This window comes from Limnobacter sp. (assembly GCF_036846585.1).
Taxonomy (GTDB): Bacteria; Pseudomonadota; Gammaproteobacteria; order Burkholderiales; family Burkholderiaceae_B; genus Limnobacter.
In genome coordinates this window covers 40376-55253 of record NZ_DAIUBR010000015.1, presented here as the reverse complement: position 1 = coordinate 55253, position 14878 = coordinate 40376, and the positions used below count along the sequence as shown (strand labels likewise).

Genomic DNA, 14878 nt, shown 5'->3' with positions numbered 1-14878 from the left:
AGACACAGTGAGTATCAAGAAACTTACCTTGGTTTGCCTGGCCACGCTGCTTGCAGGCGGTGGGGCGTGGGCTGCTGCGCAAAGTATGACGGCCCGCACAGCGGGCGACGCAACGGTGTTTGCCGATGGGCGCAACGCGTTTTCATTTCCGGCTGCCAATTTGCCCAACGAAGAACGCACCCGCTTTGCAATTGGCAATTCGTTTTTCAAACGCAACTGGGTTCAAGCCCCGGCATCCACCACAGCGCGCGATGGTTTGGGTCCCCACTTCATTGCCCGTTCATGTGGTGGTTGCCACGTGCAGGATGGTCGCGGCAAGCCACCGGAAATTCTGAACCGCTTGAACACCGGGCAACCAGTTGATTTGCTGTTCCGGATTTCCATTCCTGGCACAGGGCCACACCATGGCGTGGTGCCCGAACCCACCTACGGGGACCAGTTGAACAATGCGGCCGTAGACGGTGTAAAGCCTGAAGGGAAAATCAATATTGAAACGACGCCATTGCATGGCAAATATCCCGACGGCACGCCTTATGTGCTGCAAAAACCAAGGTATACATTCACGAATTTGGCCTATGGCCCCATGCACCCCGAGGTGATGATCAGCCCGCGCATTGCGCCGCAGGTTATTGGTTTGGGTTTGCTGGAAGCGGTTGAAGAACAGGATGTACTGGCCAATGCCAAGCAACAGGCCGTGCGGCCCGATGCCATCAAAGGCATGCCCAACCGGGTGTGGGATGCGTACGCACAACGTGAAATGCTGGGGCGTTTTGGCTGGAAGGCCAATGTGGCCAGCCTGGCCCACCAAACTGCTGGGGCATTTCTGGGTGACATTGGGATTACTTCCAGTTTGTTTCCGGTTGAAAACTGCACCAAGGCACAAACGGATTGTTTGAATGCGCCCCACGGTTCCGGCAAAAGCGAACCCGAGTTAAGCGACAAACTGTTCAATGAAATTGTGTTTTATCAAGCGGTGCTGGCGCCACCGGCGCGCCGCAATGTAGACGATGCACGTGTGTTGAAGGGCCAGAAGTTGTTTGATCAGGCGCAGTGTGCCGTGTGTCACCGGTCTTCCTACACCACAGGCAAAGTACCGTTTCCTGCCTTAAGCAGCAAGGCCCTTGAAGGGCAGGAAATTTGGCCCTACACGGACTTGTTGTTGCATGACATGGGCGAGGGCCTGGCCGACAATCGACCTGATTTCAAAGCCAATGGCCGTCAATGGAAAACGCCACCCCTGTGGGGAATCGGTTTGATTCCCGATGTGAACAACCACATGCGCCTGCTGCACGATGGTCGAGCCAACGGCGTTGAAGAGGCCATCCTTTGGCACGGTGGTGAAGCGGAGCAAAGCAAAAAAACATTCATGAATTATTCAGCGCAAGACCGTGTTTCACTGATCCGTTTTGTGGAGTCCCTGTAATGAAAAGTGGTTTGTTTCGCGCATTGGGCTCGATAGTGATTGGTGGTGGGGTGTTGCTGTTCAACACTTCAGCCGTGGCTGCCAAGCCCGTGGACAGAAGCACCATGCTGTTTCCGTATTACGAAGTGCCCGAGGTGCTTGGCAGTGCGGTGAATCACCATTACCGAAAAGACACGGCAGCCTTGCTGCAAGGTTTGAAGCAACTGGACAATTCAACTGCCCGGTATTGCAAGGGCGGTGTGGGCCTGAACGCGCTGAAGAAACATTATTCGGAAGCCTACCTGGCGTGGCTGGAATTGTCGGCCGTGGTGATCGGCCCCTTGCTTGACAACAACACGGTGCGACAAATTGATTTTCGCCCCCTGCGCGAGAAGCTGCTGGAGCGTGCCATCAAAAAGCAACCCAAAGGGGCGCAGGCAATGGCCCTGGTGGGCAGCCCGGCAAAAGGCTTTCCGGCTTTTGAACATTTGATGGCACATTCTTCTTTCAGGCCGGGGTCTGCTGAATGTGACTACGCGCAAGAAGTGGTGAAAGACATTCAGCGCACTGTGGGCGATCTGCAGTGGAACAAATTGCCTGACAGCATGCAACTGTATTTCAACCAGATGGTGGGCGCTTTGCACAACCTGGGCTGGGAGCGAATGGAAAAACCGTTGTTGAAAAACAAGGATTCGCGGGCTCAACAAGGCGCAAGTGAATGGCCTTTTTCTGCCATGGGTTTGACCACGCAGGCTTGGGCAGCGCAGTGGCGGGGCATTGAACATGTGCTGGTTTTAAACAGCGCAACGGTTCCACAAGCGAACCGGCATGTTGTGCCCCTGGAGGCTTATTTGCGCGGGCTGGGCCAAATCGAATTGGCCGATACTTTGGTCAAGCACAGTGATGCAGTAGACAAGGCGCTGCAAGCCAATGACATTGCCAAGCCCGCCACCATTGAACGATCGGTGAAAGCATTGAAGGTGTTGAAAGGTTTTATGGAACAGGATGTTGCCAAAGGCTTGAAAGTGTCGATCCAGTTTTCTTCCTCGGACGGTGATTGAATTGCAGGCGCAACGTCGGCATTTTCTGCGAACCTTGAGTGCGGCCAGTGTGTTGCTGGCCATGCCGTCCATGGTTGCGGCAGTGAATACCCCCCATCTTTCCCTTAATTCGACATCGGCCAATTTGCTGGCTGCATGGCAATTACCGAGTGGCGGGTTTCAGGCCGGCGTGTTGAATGTGGACCCTGCACAGCCGAACTTGTTCACGGTGCAACAGGCGGTTGATTTGCCCACGCGCCCCCACGGGCTGATGCATTTGCAAGGCGACGACTATTTGGTGATTGCGCGCCGACCTGGTGACTGGATGATGCGCTTGAACATTCGCACAGGCGATGCATCCCGAACCTGGCAAGATGCCGACCGCCAGCTCAATGGCCACAGCGCAGTACATGGCATGCATGTTTACACCACGGAAACCGACATGCTGGGCGGCAGCGGGGTTCTGGCAATGCGCGACAAAACCACACTTGAATTGCTGGACGTGTGGCCCACGCACGGGCACGATCCTCATGAAATGCTGGTGTTGCCCAATGGCGGCCTGGGCATTGCAGAACCCTTTTTGCTGGTGGCCAATGGTGGTATTCAAACCCATGCGGACATGGGGCGCACGCAGCTGAATTTGAATCAAATGGATTCGTCGCTTGTGGCTTTAAAACCGGCGACAGGCAAGTTGTTAAAGCAGTGGGTGATTGACGACACGCAACTCAGCTTGCGGCACATGGCCTTGCACACGGATGGTGTGGTGGGCATTGCCATGCAGGCACACCATGGCAGTGCTTCAAGAAAAAATGAAGCACCCGTGCTGGCATTGCTCAGTGAACAGGGTTTGCGCACTGTGCCCGAATCAGCAGGCATGAAGGGTTACGCGGGTGACATTGTTGCAACGCCCCAAGGCTTCGTGATCAGTTGCACCAATAGCAACGCAGCACTGCATGTCAGTGTGCAGGGGCAACGCCTGGCCGAATTCGCAGCAAGCTCAGCTTGTGCGCTGGCTGCAAAGGCCGACCGTGTGTGGCTGGGGCACCTGCCCGCCGGTTTGGCTGACACACTGGAACTGGACAATCACTGGCTGCTTATTTAGTTGTCAGCGCCCAGGCCTTGATGGTTTGCCCCTGCTTGAAACCAAACAATTTGTTGCCGCCCACGGTCACGGCCAGGTACTGTTTGCCCTTGACTTCATAGCTGATGGGTGGCGCATTCACGCCCGCTGAATTGCCCTGTTGCCACAGCCGTTTGCCGGTGTTTGCATCCAGCGCAAAAAATTCACCGCTGCCTTCACCAGAAAACACCAAACCTGTTTGTGTGCTTAACACGCCGCCGATCAAGGGTGCTTTTACCTTGTGTTGCCACAGCAGTTTGCCTGTGTCCAGGTGAAGGGCAGACAACAGACCATACTTCTCGCCGTCTTCAATTGGCGACATGGATGAATACTTCAGGGCGGGTTTGTTGCCCTTGGCTTTCAATTCATGCAACTGGTATTTCACAGGCCAGTGAATGCCGGCGATAAATACCATGCGGCGTTGTTCATCCACGGAAACTGGCGACCAGTTCGAGCCGCCAATCACACCGGGGTAAATCACATTGCCTTGTTCAGTGGGCAAGGTGAACATGTTGTTCTGCGGCACAAAGGCTTCGCTTTTGAACAGCAGTTCGCCGGTGGTGCGGTTGTGCACATAAAACCAGCCTGTTTTTCCGGCCTGCCCAACAGCCTGAACCTGCTTGCCTTTCACTTTGGTGCCGAACAACACGGGTGGGCTGGCCACGTCGTAGCCCCACATGTCGTGCGGCACTTGCTGGTAGTGCCATTTCAACTGGCCAGTGCGTACATCAAGGGCCACCAGCGAGGCCGTGTACAGGTTGTCGCCGGGCCGTGAAGAGCCTTCCATTTGCGGTGACGGGTTGCCCGTACCGAAATAGAGAATGCCGTTTTCCCGGTCAATTGCGGGTGTGCTCCAGGCCGAGCCGCCGCCGAACTGCCATGCATCGGGGTACTTCGCTGCTGCCGCTTTTTCCTGTTCAATGTCTCGGGGCAGTACCATGCCGTCCGGGGTTGTCTGGGTGAACTTGCCTTCCCAGCCCGAGTCGGGAACCGTGTCGAATTTCCAGGCCTGCGCCCCAGTGTTGACATCGTAAGCGGCCATGAAACCACGGCGCCCGTAGTTGCCGGCAATGCCCACCACAGCACCCAGGGGTGCATCCGGGTCGGGGGAATCCAGGTGCAAACCGTAGCCCACGCCGGTAATGCCCACAATCACTTTGCCATCAAACACCATGGGTGCCATGTTGATGCCTGCACCTGAGGCACCAGACACCTCGAGCTTGCCACCCTGCGTGTCCAGTTGCGAACCCAGGCTGGCAGCGTCTTCCTGCACACCTTGTTCGCCTTGGGTTACATCAATGTCCCACAGCTTTTTGCCCGTGCGTGCATCCAGTGCCAGCAGGCGTGAATCAACTGTGCCCATGAACACCTTGCCACCACTGACTGCCACACCACGGTTGGCCGGGCCGCAACACATTTTGCGGCTTTTCAAGCGGTCGTGTGTGTAACGCCAGATCAATTTGCCGGTGTCGGCGTGTAGCGCCACCACGTGGTTAAAGGGCAGAGAAACATACATCACCCCTTCCACCACAATTGGTGTGGCCTGAAAGCTGGACGACACACCCGTGTCAAATTCCCAGGCTGTGTCCAGTTGCGCAACGTTGGCTGGCGTAATTTGTGAAGATGCTGTGTGCCGCTGGTGATCCCAGTTGCCGCCGAATACGGGCCAATCCCCGGCCATGGCCTGCGTGCAGGACAGGCCGATGCCCACCAGCAGTGGGTTGATAAAAGTGCGGTTCAGGCTGTGGCGCAGGTTCATTGGGTACTTCCTTGTTGCTTGATAACCCAACGACGCAAGCAAAGATCAAACCACTCGCACTGTTGCAATCTGGGGCAGTGTTGTGGTGTCACAAAACTGTCATCCAAAGTGCATGCGCCAGCGTGTATATTGCGCGTACGCGATTCTATTAGTAAGTGATCATGAAACAACAACTTGAATTGTTGAAAGAAATTGAAAGCAAGCTTGAAGAGCTGAGTAAAGACAAAGACCTCAAAGACAAGCGCCCACTGGAAGTGAAAGAAATCAAGGGCCTTCGCATGGTGGTGTCGTCAATTATTCGCCGCATGGCAAGCTGAATATTCAGGCAAACCTATCGGTACACCTTGATTTGCCGGGCGATCAGCACTGCAATCACGTTGAATACAATGGCTATCACACTGCACAGCCAGTAGTTTTCAATCAGCCCTTCCGCATTTCTTTCGATCAGATGCCCGCCAACAAGGGCTGCCAGTCCCATGGCGGCCGACTGCATGGACGAATTCAGCGTCATGAATGTGCCCCGGTTTTTCGGGTTGCCCGCGGCGCTGACCATGGCCATGCCCGGAATCATTCTTCCGCTGACAAATACGAAAAAGCAGGTGGTGATGATCAGGATTGCGATCTTGCCCATGCCCTCTGTTTGTGTGATCAAGGCCATGGGAATGATTGCAATGGTGGCGATGATCTGCAGCATTTTGAGTTTGCCGATTTTGTCGCTCAGTTTGCCGATGATCTGCGCGCTGAACAGGGTGGCTGCGCCACCGGCCAGATAAATCAGCGGAATTTCGGAAGGGGAAAGCCCGGCGTTTGTCTGCATGTAAATCGTGATGTACGGGATGATTGAAAACCCGGCGAAGATCATGCAAAACGAGAAGCAGAATGCAATCAGGTGGTTGGGGTCGCGCAGCACTTGCGCAATGCCTTGCAACGGGCCAGTTTCACCCCGCGCATGCAAGTGGCCCTGCAAAGTCGGAATGACGTACACGGCCGCCACCACCAGCACGAAGCTGATGCCTGCAATGCCGAAAAAAGGTGTGTGCCAGCTTGAATTGGCCGCCACAAACAAACCCAGTGGCACACCCATGACGGTGGACACGGAGAACGACGTCATGATGACGCCCATCGCCTTGCCCCGGCGGGCGAAGGGCACCACGTCGGCCACAATGGTCTGGATCATGGCCGACAAGATGCCCCCGAACAAACCTGCTGCAACACGCGCACCCATGAGCGTTTCGTAGGTGGGCGCCAGGCCGCAGGCCAGCGTTGCAACAGCGAACAGGAAATACAAAACAAGCAGCAGGCGGCGGCGCTCGAACCGATCAATGTAAAGCGATGCAAACAGGCCCGATGCACCGGCCGCGAAGGTGTAAGCCGACACCAGCAAGCCGAACTTCGCATCGGAAATGGCAAAGGCCTGCGTCAGCTGCGGACCCAGCGGCATCATGATCATGAAGTCGAGGATGTGCGTGAACTGAATCCCTGCGAGAATCAGCAACAGCGCCCATTCCCGGCCTGTGCTGATATTGATGTCCCATGTTTTGTCCGCGTCCATGTACTGCTACCTGCTGATTGAATTCATGTTGTGCTGATCAGGCAGTTTAACGCGCGCTCCTAGTGCCCCAAGGCGATGAGCGCATAAATACCGATTGTCATGGTGGCAATTGACACCAGTGTGGTCAGTGCAATGATGTTGGCTGCAAGTTTGCCATCACCACCCGCAGCCACGGCCATGGCAAAGCTTGCCGCGGCGGTGGGGCTGGAAAAAAACATCCACAGGATAACCAGTTCGCGGCCTTCAATGCCCACTACCCAGGCGGCCATGCAGGCCAGCATGGGCAGTATTGCGACTTTGATTGTGCTGGATTGAATGGCTGCCACACCCGAGGCCTTCACCCCGGCCAAGGACAAGGTGCCACCCACGCAGATCAGTGCCAGGGGCAAGGTAAGACCTGCGAAATATTGTCCGGATTTCAACAGCCAGTCGGGAATGTACAGTTTGATCGCGCTGGCAGCCATACCCAACACCACCGCAATGATCAAGGGGTTCTTCAGCAATTCCCTGCCCACCATGGCGGGGCTGAATTTCAAGGTGGGGCTGTAAATGGACAGGATGAGCACCGACAGCACGTTGAACAGCAGAATGGTGAAGCCCACCAGTACGCCACCGACTGACAGGCCATAGTCGCCGTAATAGCTGGCCACCAGTGCGAAGCTGACCACGCCACAGTTGCCGCGAAACGAGCCCTGTACAAACACCCCGCGCTGGCTGTAGGGCGTGAATTTGCTCGCCCACCACCAACTGGCCAAAAAGCCGGCGAGCGTGGCGGCGCACAAAAAGAAAACCAGCTTTGCATTGAATGCGCTTTGCAAGTCTGCCTGCCAAATTGACAGAAAGAACAGCGTGGGCATGGTGGCTTTGTAGGTCAGCGTGGAGGCTGTTTGAATAAAAGAATCGTTAATCAGTTTGACTTTGCGCAACACCAACCCCATGAAAACCATGGCAAACACGGGTGCGGTGACTCCCAGAATTTCCGAGAGCACATTGAATTGGTTCATGGGGACAACATGTGTTGAGTTGCCCCCATTATTTCACCGATGAATTCAGGGTCAATTGTGGATGACCCTTGGCAAGCGGCAGTAAAACTGCGACTTTATTGAACGCACTCTGCGATTGCTTTGCCCACATCGGATGTGGTGGCATTGCCGCCCATGTCGGGTGTGCGGGGTCCTTCCACCAACACCGTTTCGATTGCTTTCAGAATGGAATCGTGGGCTGCCTTGTATTTGGGGTCGCCCTTGCCGATGGAGTCAAGCATCATCGCGCCCGACCAGATCATGGCAATCGGATTGGAGATGTTCTTGCCGTAAATGTCGGGTGCGGAACCGTGTACTGGTTCGAACAGAGAGGGAAATTTTCCTTCCGGATTCAGGTTGGCCGAAGGGGCAATGCCAATGGTGCCAGTGCAGGCGGGTCCCAGATCGGAGAGGATATCGCCGAACAGGTTGGACGCAACCACCACATCAAAACGTTCCGGGCTTAGTACAAAGCGTGCCGCAAGAATGTCCACGTGGTACTTGTCCCAATGCACGTCGGGATACTGTTTGCCCATGGCTTCCACACGTTCGTCCCAGTAAGGCATGCTGATGGCAATGCCATTGGATTTTGTAGCCGAGGTCAGGTGCTTTTTGGGGCGGCTTTGCGCCAGGTCAAAGGCGTATTTCAGAATTCGGTCGGTGCCCTGGCGTGTGAACACAGCCTCCTGAAGAACCACTTCGCGTTCGGTGCCTTCAAACATGCGGCCACCGACTGATGAATATTCGCCTTCCGTGTTTTCACGAACCACGTAGAAATCAATGTCGCCCACTTTTTTGTTGGCCAGCGGGCATGGAACGCCAGGCATCAACCGCACGGGGCGCAGGTTTACATATTGATCGAATTCGCGGCGGAATTTCAGCAGTGAACCCCACAGGGAAATGTGATCTGGCACTTTGTCGGGCCAACCTGCAGCGCCGAAGTACAAGGCATCGAAGGACACGAGCTGGTCAAACCAGTCGCTTGGCATCATTTGGCCGTGTTTCAGGTAGTAATCGCAGTGTGCCCAGTCAAACTGGGTGAATTGAAGGTCCAGATCGTAGCGACGCGCAGCCGCTTCCAGCACTCGCAGGCCTTCCGGGGTTACTTCGTTGCCAATGCCATCGCCGGCCAGTACTGCAATTTTTCGGGAGTTCATGAGCATTCCTGATTGAATATTAGGTTGAAGCCTAAAGTATATTGATTAACTTGATGGTTGATAATACTGTTATAAGTTAAATAATTGTCAAGTGATAGGTTAATTAATGAAGTCAAAACCACCCTCCCTAGAAGAACTGGATCTGATGCTTGCCTTGTGCCGGCATGGCTCCCTGTCTGCATGCGCGCGGGAAATGGGGGTGTCAACAGCCTACATCAGCAAGCGCCTGGCACAGCTTGAGCAGCGGTTGGGACTGAAGTTGTTTCACCGAACAACCCGTCGTTTGTCCTTGACTGAAGTGGGCGAAACCTGTGTGGAATGGGGGCAGCGTGTGCTGGATACTTCCCAGGATTTGATGGATGCCCTGTCGGCTGAACGTTCTATTCCGAGGGGTTTGTTGCGGGTGTGTTCGAGCACGGGATATGGTCGGTCGCGCTTGGCGCCAGCTTTGTCGGAACTGGCCCGGCAATATGCCGAGCTGGAAGTACAGCTGGAGTTGATTGACCGCCCGATTGATTTACTCACTGAAGGCTTTCACCTTGACATTCGGCTTGGGGAAATTACGGACTCTGGTTTGATTCGCCGACGCATTGCGGGCAACCAGCGCATTCTGTGCGCCAGCCCGGCCTATTTGAAACAGGTGCCTGTGCTGCAAGAATTGGCTGATTTGCAGAATCACCAATGCCTTGTGATTCGCGAGCGCGATCAGCAGCCGGGGCGCTGGGTGCTACAAGGGCCACATGGGGAGGAAACAGTGCGCGTGCGTGGTGCCCTGTCGTCGAACAACGGCGAGTCTGTTCGGCAATGGATCCTGGATGGCCATGGCGTGGGCTTGCGCAGCGCGTGGGATGTTGCACCTTACCTGCGTAACAAAAAGCTGGTTCGCGTGTTGCCGCAGTATTGCCAGGAAGCCAATGTGTATGCCGTGTACCCATCGCGTTTGGCCAGTTCGGCGCGTTTGCGGGTGTGTGTTGAATTTTTGGCAGACCGACTGCGGAAGTGAACTTACTGTTCCTCCAGTGTTACTAAAGCGACCTGTTCAAAATTACATACAAAGAGATCTCCATGCATCCCATTTCAAACAACGCCGGTTATATTTCCCCTCTCGTGAACGCACCCGGCACCGCGCTGCGTTCCGGCACGCCTTCCCAAAACAACGCTGGTCAAATGTTGCCTTTTGGCAATGCCTTGCTGCATGTCGGGGCCCGCGATGACGTCGCACCCATTCATGTATTGTTGGCCGAAGCCATGGGGCCCGTGGCCTCGGGCCGTATACAGGGTCTTTCACCCACGCAGGCTCAGGTTACGTCGGTGCCCCAGAGCAATCCGGATGCTTTGACTGACACTGTGCTCGATACCATGAAAGGTCGCAGTACCGACCTGTTGGTGGTGCGCGGCAATTGCAAGGTTGATCAGGCGTTTCTTGACCAGTTGGCGCCGCAAGAACGGCCCTCGTTTGTACTGAGGGCGGGTACCGGCATGGACAATCTGGACATGGATTGTCTCGATGCGCTGGGTATTGCCTACAGCAACACACCCGATGTAAACACGCAAAGCACGGCTGAACTTGCTTTGGGTTTGATGCTCGCGGTAAAACGCAAAATTCCGCAGGCCGATTCACAGATGAAGGCTGGGCAGTGGAACCGTGCCGCCTTGACTGGTTCTGAGCTGGGTGGCAAAACGCTGGGCATTATTGGCGTAGGCCGCATTGGTGGTGTGGTCGGCGCGGCAGCGAAGGCATTGGGCATGGAAGTGATTGGGCTGGCGTCAGCTCGCCGACAGCAAAGCGATGCCGATCGCCCTGCTTATTTGAAAGCATATGTTTCGCTGGATGATTTGTGCACGCAATCGGACGTGCTCACCGTACATGTACCTTTGAACAATTCAACCCGTGGCATGATCGGAAAACCACAACTTGAGCAGCTTTCAGGCCGCAATGCCGTGGTGATCAATGTGGCACGAGGCGGTGTGGTGAATGAAGAAGCATTGCTTGATGCGCTGGATAAGGGTCTTATTGCTGGTGCAGGTCTTGACGTATTTGTTGAGGACCCTGCACCGCGCGGCAGTGTGAGTGATCGCCTGGCGCAACATCCTCGTGTGGTGGCGACCCCGCACGTGGGTGGGCAAACGCTTGAGGCCAGTGAAAAAATGGGCGATGCAGTGGTTCAGCAGGCACAAAAAATGTTCTTGCAACGCAGTGTGTCTCAAGGTGGCTTGAATGGTTGAAAGGGGCAGTAGTGCGCAAGCCCTGTTTCGCGAACTGGTCGGGCGCGTTGGCAATGCAACAGGCAAAGCTGTGGGGAAAAATCAATCGGTTTTTGAATGGGAGGATGCCAGCCTTGAGTTGGTTCCCATTGCCTGGAACAACAGCAGCCCCGCAGTGCTGTTTGTTTTCACGCTGACCGGGTTCAGGGTGGGCAGTGCAGCCACCTTGGCCCAACTTTTACACCTTAACCGTCAGTTGCTGCATGATTGTGAATTGCCCGCCTGTTTTTGTCTGGATGAGTCGGGTTTGCATGTGCAGTTTCAACAGCGCATGCGGCTGGATGAAATGCCATTGTGGGCTTTGCAACGGTACGTTGAAGACTCTCTTTCGCGGCTGCGGGATTTATTCGTCGTGGTGGTGACACCCGGAAATGGTTAAATTATGCAAAACCTTGCATAACTTTGTTGCGCTGCACAGTTTTGGCACACCAAAATGAGGGAGGAAGTGGCTTATTTCTCCTGAATTTCATTCAGGAACACTTCCAGTGCCTGAGTTCTGCCCAAGTGCGTTGCCCTGTAGCCCGCCGCTTGCTCGACCTGGGCCAACACTTCCGGGCTGGTCAGCCAGGGCAACATGATTTCCATGGCAGGGTAGTTCAGGTCGCTGTTGTGCAGCACCAAAAAGTACCTTTCTTTGGACACTGAGCGGAACTGCAAGCCATAGTGCTCCGCTGCTGCCCGAATGCCCAAACCCAAATCACCATGCCCGGCCGCAATGGTGCAGGCCACGGCCAAGTGTGAGTTTTCTTCATGATAATAGCCCGGTAGTTCTTCCGGGTTCAGGCTTGCTTTCGTAATCATGGCATTTAGCTGGTGGTGTGTAGAGGAAGCCGAGTTTCGGTTCACCAGCAGCGCCCGCCGCATGGCAACATCGTCCAGCGTGGGTGGACTTGCAACGGGGCGGCTCATCCAGCCGATGTCGCGTTCAAACAGTTCAACAACCGACAGGTTGGACCCGCGCAACCAGCGCCGCATGATCTGGTGCACGTGGGAATGCTCTTCCTGCCCTACCGGCAAGTGGCAGCCTGCCACACGCACTTCACCGCGGTGCAGGGCAGACAATGCGGCAATGCTGCCAGACCATCGAAGCGACACTTGCAGCTTTTTGTACAAGGCGGTGTTTTGAAACAAGCCCTGCAGCACCATGTCGTCGCTTAAAGCCAGGCTGATCCACGGTTTGTTCTGGTCAACGTCCAGCCACTCGGCGTTCAGCTGTTCGCCAACCGTGCCAAGGTCGGGTGCAACGCGCACATTGCCTTGTTCAACCATCCAGATCAGTTTGTGCCCAAACCGCGTAAGGCAGGCACCGGCGCGCCCGTGTGTTGCCACCAGGTCTTCACCCAGCATTTCGTTGTATTGTTGAATTTGTGACCACAGGGTGCGGTAAGAAACACCGAGCGATTTGCAGGCCAGCGAAATCGAGCCTTTCTCGTCGATTGTTTTTAATGTCGACAGCAGGCGTTGATCCAGTTCAACGGTTTGACCATCGTCTTTTTTCCAGCGGGCGGATACTTTTAAGTTGAGCATTTGCGAATATAGGCACATCGATTGCTTGCATTCTGACAGATTGCATATGGCAGGAGACAGGTAATCATGAAGTACGGTTGTTCCATTACAAGAATGAATTCAAATTGGGCCTGCGCACTTTGCGCAGGTATTGCTTTGCTGGCAGGCAATTTCTTTGCCACCCCCGTGCAGGCAGCACCGTCAGAAATGGGTTCGGTAAAAGGAGATTTAACGGGTGGGGACCCGCTGGGTTCCATGCAGTGGCCCGACATGAAGGGGCAGTTTTTCGAAACAAATGAAAAAACAGTGTTCGATTCTCGCATCAAGGTAACAGTGCCCCTGTTCGCCGAAGACGCCATGAATGTGCCGGTGTCATTCGATGCATCTGCCATAGGCAAGGTGAAAAAAATTGTGGTGCTGGTGGACCGCAACCCCATTCGCAAGGTTCTTGAATTCATACCCGAACAAGCCAAGCCTGCCCTGAATTTCCGGTTCAAGCTGGAACAGGCCAGCCCCATTCGTGTGGCTGCGCTTGGAGAGGACAATGTGTGGCATGTGGGTTACGCATTTATTGAGGCGTCGGGTGGTGGGTGTACCGTGCCGGGTGCCACCCGCGCGGATGGCACTTGGCCCCAAACCCTGAACCGGGTTGCCGGGAAAATGTTTGATGCCAACCAGTTGCGTGACGACGCCCGTTTGCGGGTGCAGGTGTCGCACCCCATGGACACAGGTTTGGTGGCGGGTGTGCCTGCCTTCTACATTGAAGAAATGATTCTGCAAGACAAAAACAAACAGGTTTTGGCCAGGTTGTATCCCTTTGAGCCAGTGTCCGAGAACCCCCTGTTCTCGTTTGACTTTGATAAAAAACCAGCGGGCCCCATCAGTTTGGTGGGGCGAGACAACAATGGCAACCGGATTGATGCAAAGGTTACACAATGAAATTGAAGTGCTTGATTGCAATGGCGCTGATCACGATGACAGCCGCAGGGCAGGCACGTGCCGAATTGCCCAATGTGGCCCAGCCCACACCCGACAAAGCCACGCTCAATTACGGTTTGAAGGCCACCAAACTGGCCGGTGGCTGGTACGTGATTGCAGGGGCCAATGATGATTTTTCGCAGGCCAACGGTTGCAACATCATCAACACCGGGTTTTATGTGGACGAAGCCGGGGTGTATGTGATCAACACAGGCACATCGCGCCTGTACGGCGAGCAGCAACGCGCCCTGATTGATTCAATCAGCAATGGCAAGCCCGTCAAGCAGGTGGTGGCGTTGAACCTGCATCCGGATTATTTTTTGGGCAATCAGGCCTACCCGAAAGAAGCACTGGCTGCCACCAAGGTAACGGTTCAGGGCATCAAGGCTGAAGCGGCGTTGTATGAAACCAACCTGTACCGTTTGTGCGGCGACTGGATGAAGGCCACGGAAAGTGCATTGCCTACGCAGACCATTGCGCCAGCCAGCTTGAGAGGTTTTGGCCGCAAGGCAATTGAGGCCATTGAACTGAAAGGCCATACTGATTCGGATCTAGTGTTGTTTGACCCTGAAAGCAAGGTGATGTGGGCCGGCGGCCTGGTGTTTTACAAGCGCATTGTGACCACACCGCACGCCAAACTGAAACCCTGGATTGCAAGCCTGAAAAAGCTGCAAGCCATGAAACCCAAGGTGGTCGTGCCAAGCCACGGCCCGGTGAGTTGGGGCAGTGAGGCGATTGACCAAACCCTGGATTACCTGAGCTGGCTTGACAAGCGTTTGGCCCAGGCCGCCGACATGGGCGAGGAAATCAATGATGTGATGAACAAGGGTGCGCCCGAACGATTCAGAAACTTTGCGGCTTACCCGGCCGAGTTTTATCGCAACGTGACGAACCTGTACCCGGTGTACGAAAAGGAAGCCTTGGGCGGCTTCTGAGGATTAAGTGTAAGGGTTAGTACTGTGCCAGTTGTTTCAAAAAGAGACAGTTTGTGTGTCACTGAACAGATGTGCTGTTCCAATGTCACAAAACTGTCTCTTTTTTTGCTTGTCGCATTGAACCAAATCACATGAAAGAGGG

The 14878-nt window shown here is 54.8% G+C and carries 14 protein-coding genes; 9 read left to right on the top strand and 5 right to left on the bottom strand.

The window, feature by feature from the left end; translation table 11 throughout:
- Nucleotides 1–7: 7 nt before the first annotated feature.
- Genes V7028_RS08760 through V7028_RS08750 form a run of 3 tightly spaced genes read left to right on the top strand, consistent with a single transcriptional unit; the run spans nt 8 to nt 3544 of the window.
- Complete coding sequence (locus tag V7028_RS08760; protein ID WP_442918716.1) at nt 8–1423, top strand: di-heme oxidoreductase family protein; 1416 nt, start codon at nt 8–10, stop codon at nt 1421–1423.
- Entirely contained in the window at nt 1423–2463 is a 1041-nt protein-coding gene (locus V7028_RS08755) for an imelysin family protein (protein ID WP_334119701.1), read from the top strand. The genes V7028_RS08760 and V7028_RS08755 overlap by 1 nt, the downstream gene beginning before the upstream one ends.
- 1 nt (nt 2464) lies before the next feature.
- The gene (locus V7028_RS08750; protein WP_334119700.1) at nt 2465–3544 is read left to right on the top strand and encodes a DUF1513 domain-containing protein; all 1080 of its coding nucleotides are present in this window, start codon (nt 2465–2467) and stop codon (nt 3542–3544) included.
- Here the strand turns inward: V7028_RS08750 and V7028_RS08745 are convergent.
- Nucleotides 3537–5321 (bottom strand): pyrroloquinoline quinone-dependent dehydrogenase, encoded by a 1785-nt coding sequence (locus tag V7028_RS08745; protein WP_334119699.1) that lies wholly within the window; start codon nt 5319–5321, stop codon nt 3537–3539. The genes V7028_RS08750 and V7028_RS08745 overlap by 8 nt on opposite strands.
- A gap of 161 nt (nt 5322–5482) precedes the next feature.
- On the opposite strand from V7028_RS08745, the gene V7028_RS08740 reads away from it, so the two are divergent.
- Nucleotides 5483–5638: a hypothetical protein gene (locus tag V7028_RS08740; RefSeq protein WP_334119698.1), complete on the top strand. Its 156-nt coding sequence runs from the start codon at nt 5483–5485 to the stop codon at nt 5636–5638.
- 14 nt (nt 5639–5652) lie between these two features.
- On the opposite strand, the gene V7028_RS08735 is transcribed toward V7028_RS08740, so the two are convergent.
- From V7028_RS08735 to V7028_RS08725, 3 genes are all read right to left on the bottom strand, one after another.
- Nucleotides 5653–6873 (bottom strand): MFS transporter, encoded by a 1221-nt coding sequence (locus tag V7028_RS08735; RefSeq protein ID WP_334119697.1) that lies wholly within the window; start codon nt 6871–6873, stop codon nt 5653–5655.
- Nucleotides 6874–6932: 59 nt separating this feature from the next.
- Nucleotides 6933–7877, bottom strand: coding sequence for an AEC family transporter (locus V7028_RS08730; RefSeq protein WP_334119696.1), 945 nt, complete (start codon nt 7875–7877; stop codon nt 6933–6935).
- Nucleotides 7878–7972: 95 nt separating this feature from the next.
- Entirely contained in the window at nt 7973–9052 is a 1080-nt protein-coding gene (locus V7028_RS08725) for a tartrate dehydrogenase (protein WP_334119695.1), read from the bottom strand.
- 106 nt (nt 9053–9158) lie between these two features.
- On the opposite strand from V7028_RS08725, the gene V7028_RS08720 reads away from it, so the two are divergent.
- The 3 genes from V7028_RS08720 to V7028_RS08710 all read left to right on the top strand — a co-directional run bounded on the left by V7028_RS08720 (nt 9159) and on the right by V7028_RS08710 (nt 11696).
- Nucleotides 9159–10055, top strand: a complete 897-nt coding sequence (locus V7028_RS08720; protein ID WP_334119694.1) for a LysR family transcriptional regulator — start codon at nt 9159–9161, stop codon at nt 10053–10055.
- A gap of 62 nt (nt 10056–10117) precedes the next feature.
- A complete protein-coding gene (locus tag V7028_RS08715; protein ID WP_334119693.1) occupies nt 10118–11278 on the top strand; it encodes an NAD(P)-dependent oxidoreductase in 1161 nt (386 codons plus the stop codon).
- Nucleotides 11271–11696, top strand: coding sequence for a hypothetical protein (locus V7028_RS08710; RefSeq protein ID WP_334119692.1), 426 nt, complete (start codon nt 11271–11273; stop codon nt 11694–11696). Before V7028_RS08715 ends, V7028_RS08710 begins: the two co-directional genes overlap by 8 nt.
- A 71-nt stretch (nt 11697–11767) precedes the next feature.
- On the opposite strand, the gene V7028_RS08705 is transcribed toward V7028_RS08710, so the two are convergent.
- Nucleotides 11768–12844, bottom strand: a complete 1077-nt coding sequence (locus V7028_RS08705) for a substrate-binding domain-containing protein (RefSeq protein WP_334119691.1) — start codon at nt 12842–12844, stop codon at nt 11768–11770.
- A gap of 93 nt (nt 12845–12937) precedes the next feature.
- Here V7028_RS08705 and V7028_RS08700 point away from each other — a divergent pair, with 93 nt between their 5' ends.
- Together V7028_RS08700 and V7028_RS08695 are read left to right on the top strand one after the other, a co-directional pair.
- Nucleotides 12938–13762 carry a quinoprotein dehydrogenase-associated SoxYZ-like carrier gene (locus V7028_RS08700; RefSeq protein ID WP_334119690.1) on the top strand — a complete coding sequence of 275 codons (825 nt, stop codon included), beginning with the start codon at nt 12938–12940 and terminating at the stop codon, nt 13760–13762.
- Complete coding sequence (locus V7028_RS08695) at nt 13759–14736, top strand: quinoprotein relay system zinc metallohydrolase 1 (protein WP_334119689.1); 978 nt, start codon at nt 13759–13761, stop codon at nt 14734–14736. The genes V7028_RS08700 and V7028_RS08695 overlap by 4 nt, the downstream gene beginning before the upstream one ends.
- Nucleotides 14737–14878: the final 142 nt, after the last annotated feature.

Coding starts and splice junctions, on each gene's coding strand:
- V7028_RS08695 (WP_334119689.1), top strand. CDS start 13,759: ATGAAATTGAAGTGCTTGATTGCAATGGCGCTGATCACGATGACAGCC.
- V7028_RS08755 (WP_334119701.1), top strand. CDS start 1,423: ATGAAAAGTGGTTTGTTTCGCGCATTGGGCTCGATAGTGATTGGTGGT.
- V7028_RS08730 (WP_334119696.1), bottom strand. CDS start 7,877: ATGAACCAATTCAATGTGCTCTCGGAAATTCTGGGAGTCACCGCACCC.
- V7028_RS08720 (WP_334119694.1), top strand. CDS start 9,159: ATGAAGTCAAAACCACCCTCCCTAGAAGAACTGGATCTGATGCTTGCC.
- V7028_RS08725 (WP_334119695.1), bottom strand. CDS start 9,052: ATGAACTCCCGAAAAATTGCAGTACTGGCCGGCGATGGCATTGGCAAC.
- V7028_RS08705 (WP_334119691.1), bottom strand. CDS start 12,844: ATGCTCAACTTAAAAGTATCCGCCCGCTGGAAAAAAGACGATGGTCAA.
- V7028_RS08715 (WP_334119693.1), top strand. CDS start 10,118: ATGCATCCCATTTCAAACAACGCCGGTTATATTTCCCCTCTCGTGAAC.
- V7028_RS08735 (WP_334119697.1), bottom strand. CDS start 6,873: ATGGACGCGGACAAAACATGGGACATCAATATCAGCACAGGCCGGGAA.
- V7028_RS08745 (WP_334119699.1), bottom strand. CDS start 5,321: ATGAACCTGCGCCACAGCCTGAACCGCACTTTTATCAACCCACTGCTG.
- V7028_RS08740 (WP_334119698.1), top strand. CDS start 5,483: ATGAAACAACAACTTGAATTGTTGAAAGAAATTGAAAGCAAGCTTGAA.
- V7028_RS08710 (WP_334119692.1), top strand. CDS start 11,271: ATGGTTGAAAGGGGCAGTAGTGCGCAAGCCCTGTTTCGCGAACTGGTC.
- V7028_RS08700 (WP_334119690.1), top strand. CDS start 12,938: ATGAATTCAAATTGGGCCTGCGCACTTTGCGCAGGTATTGCTTTGCTG.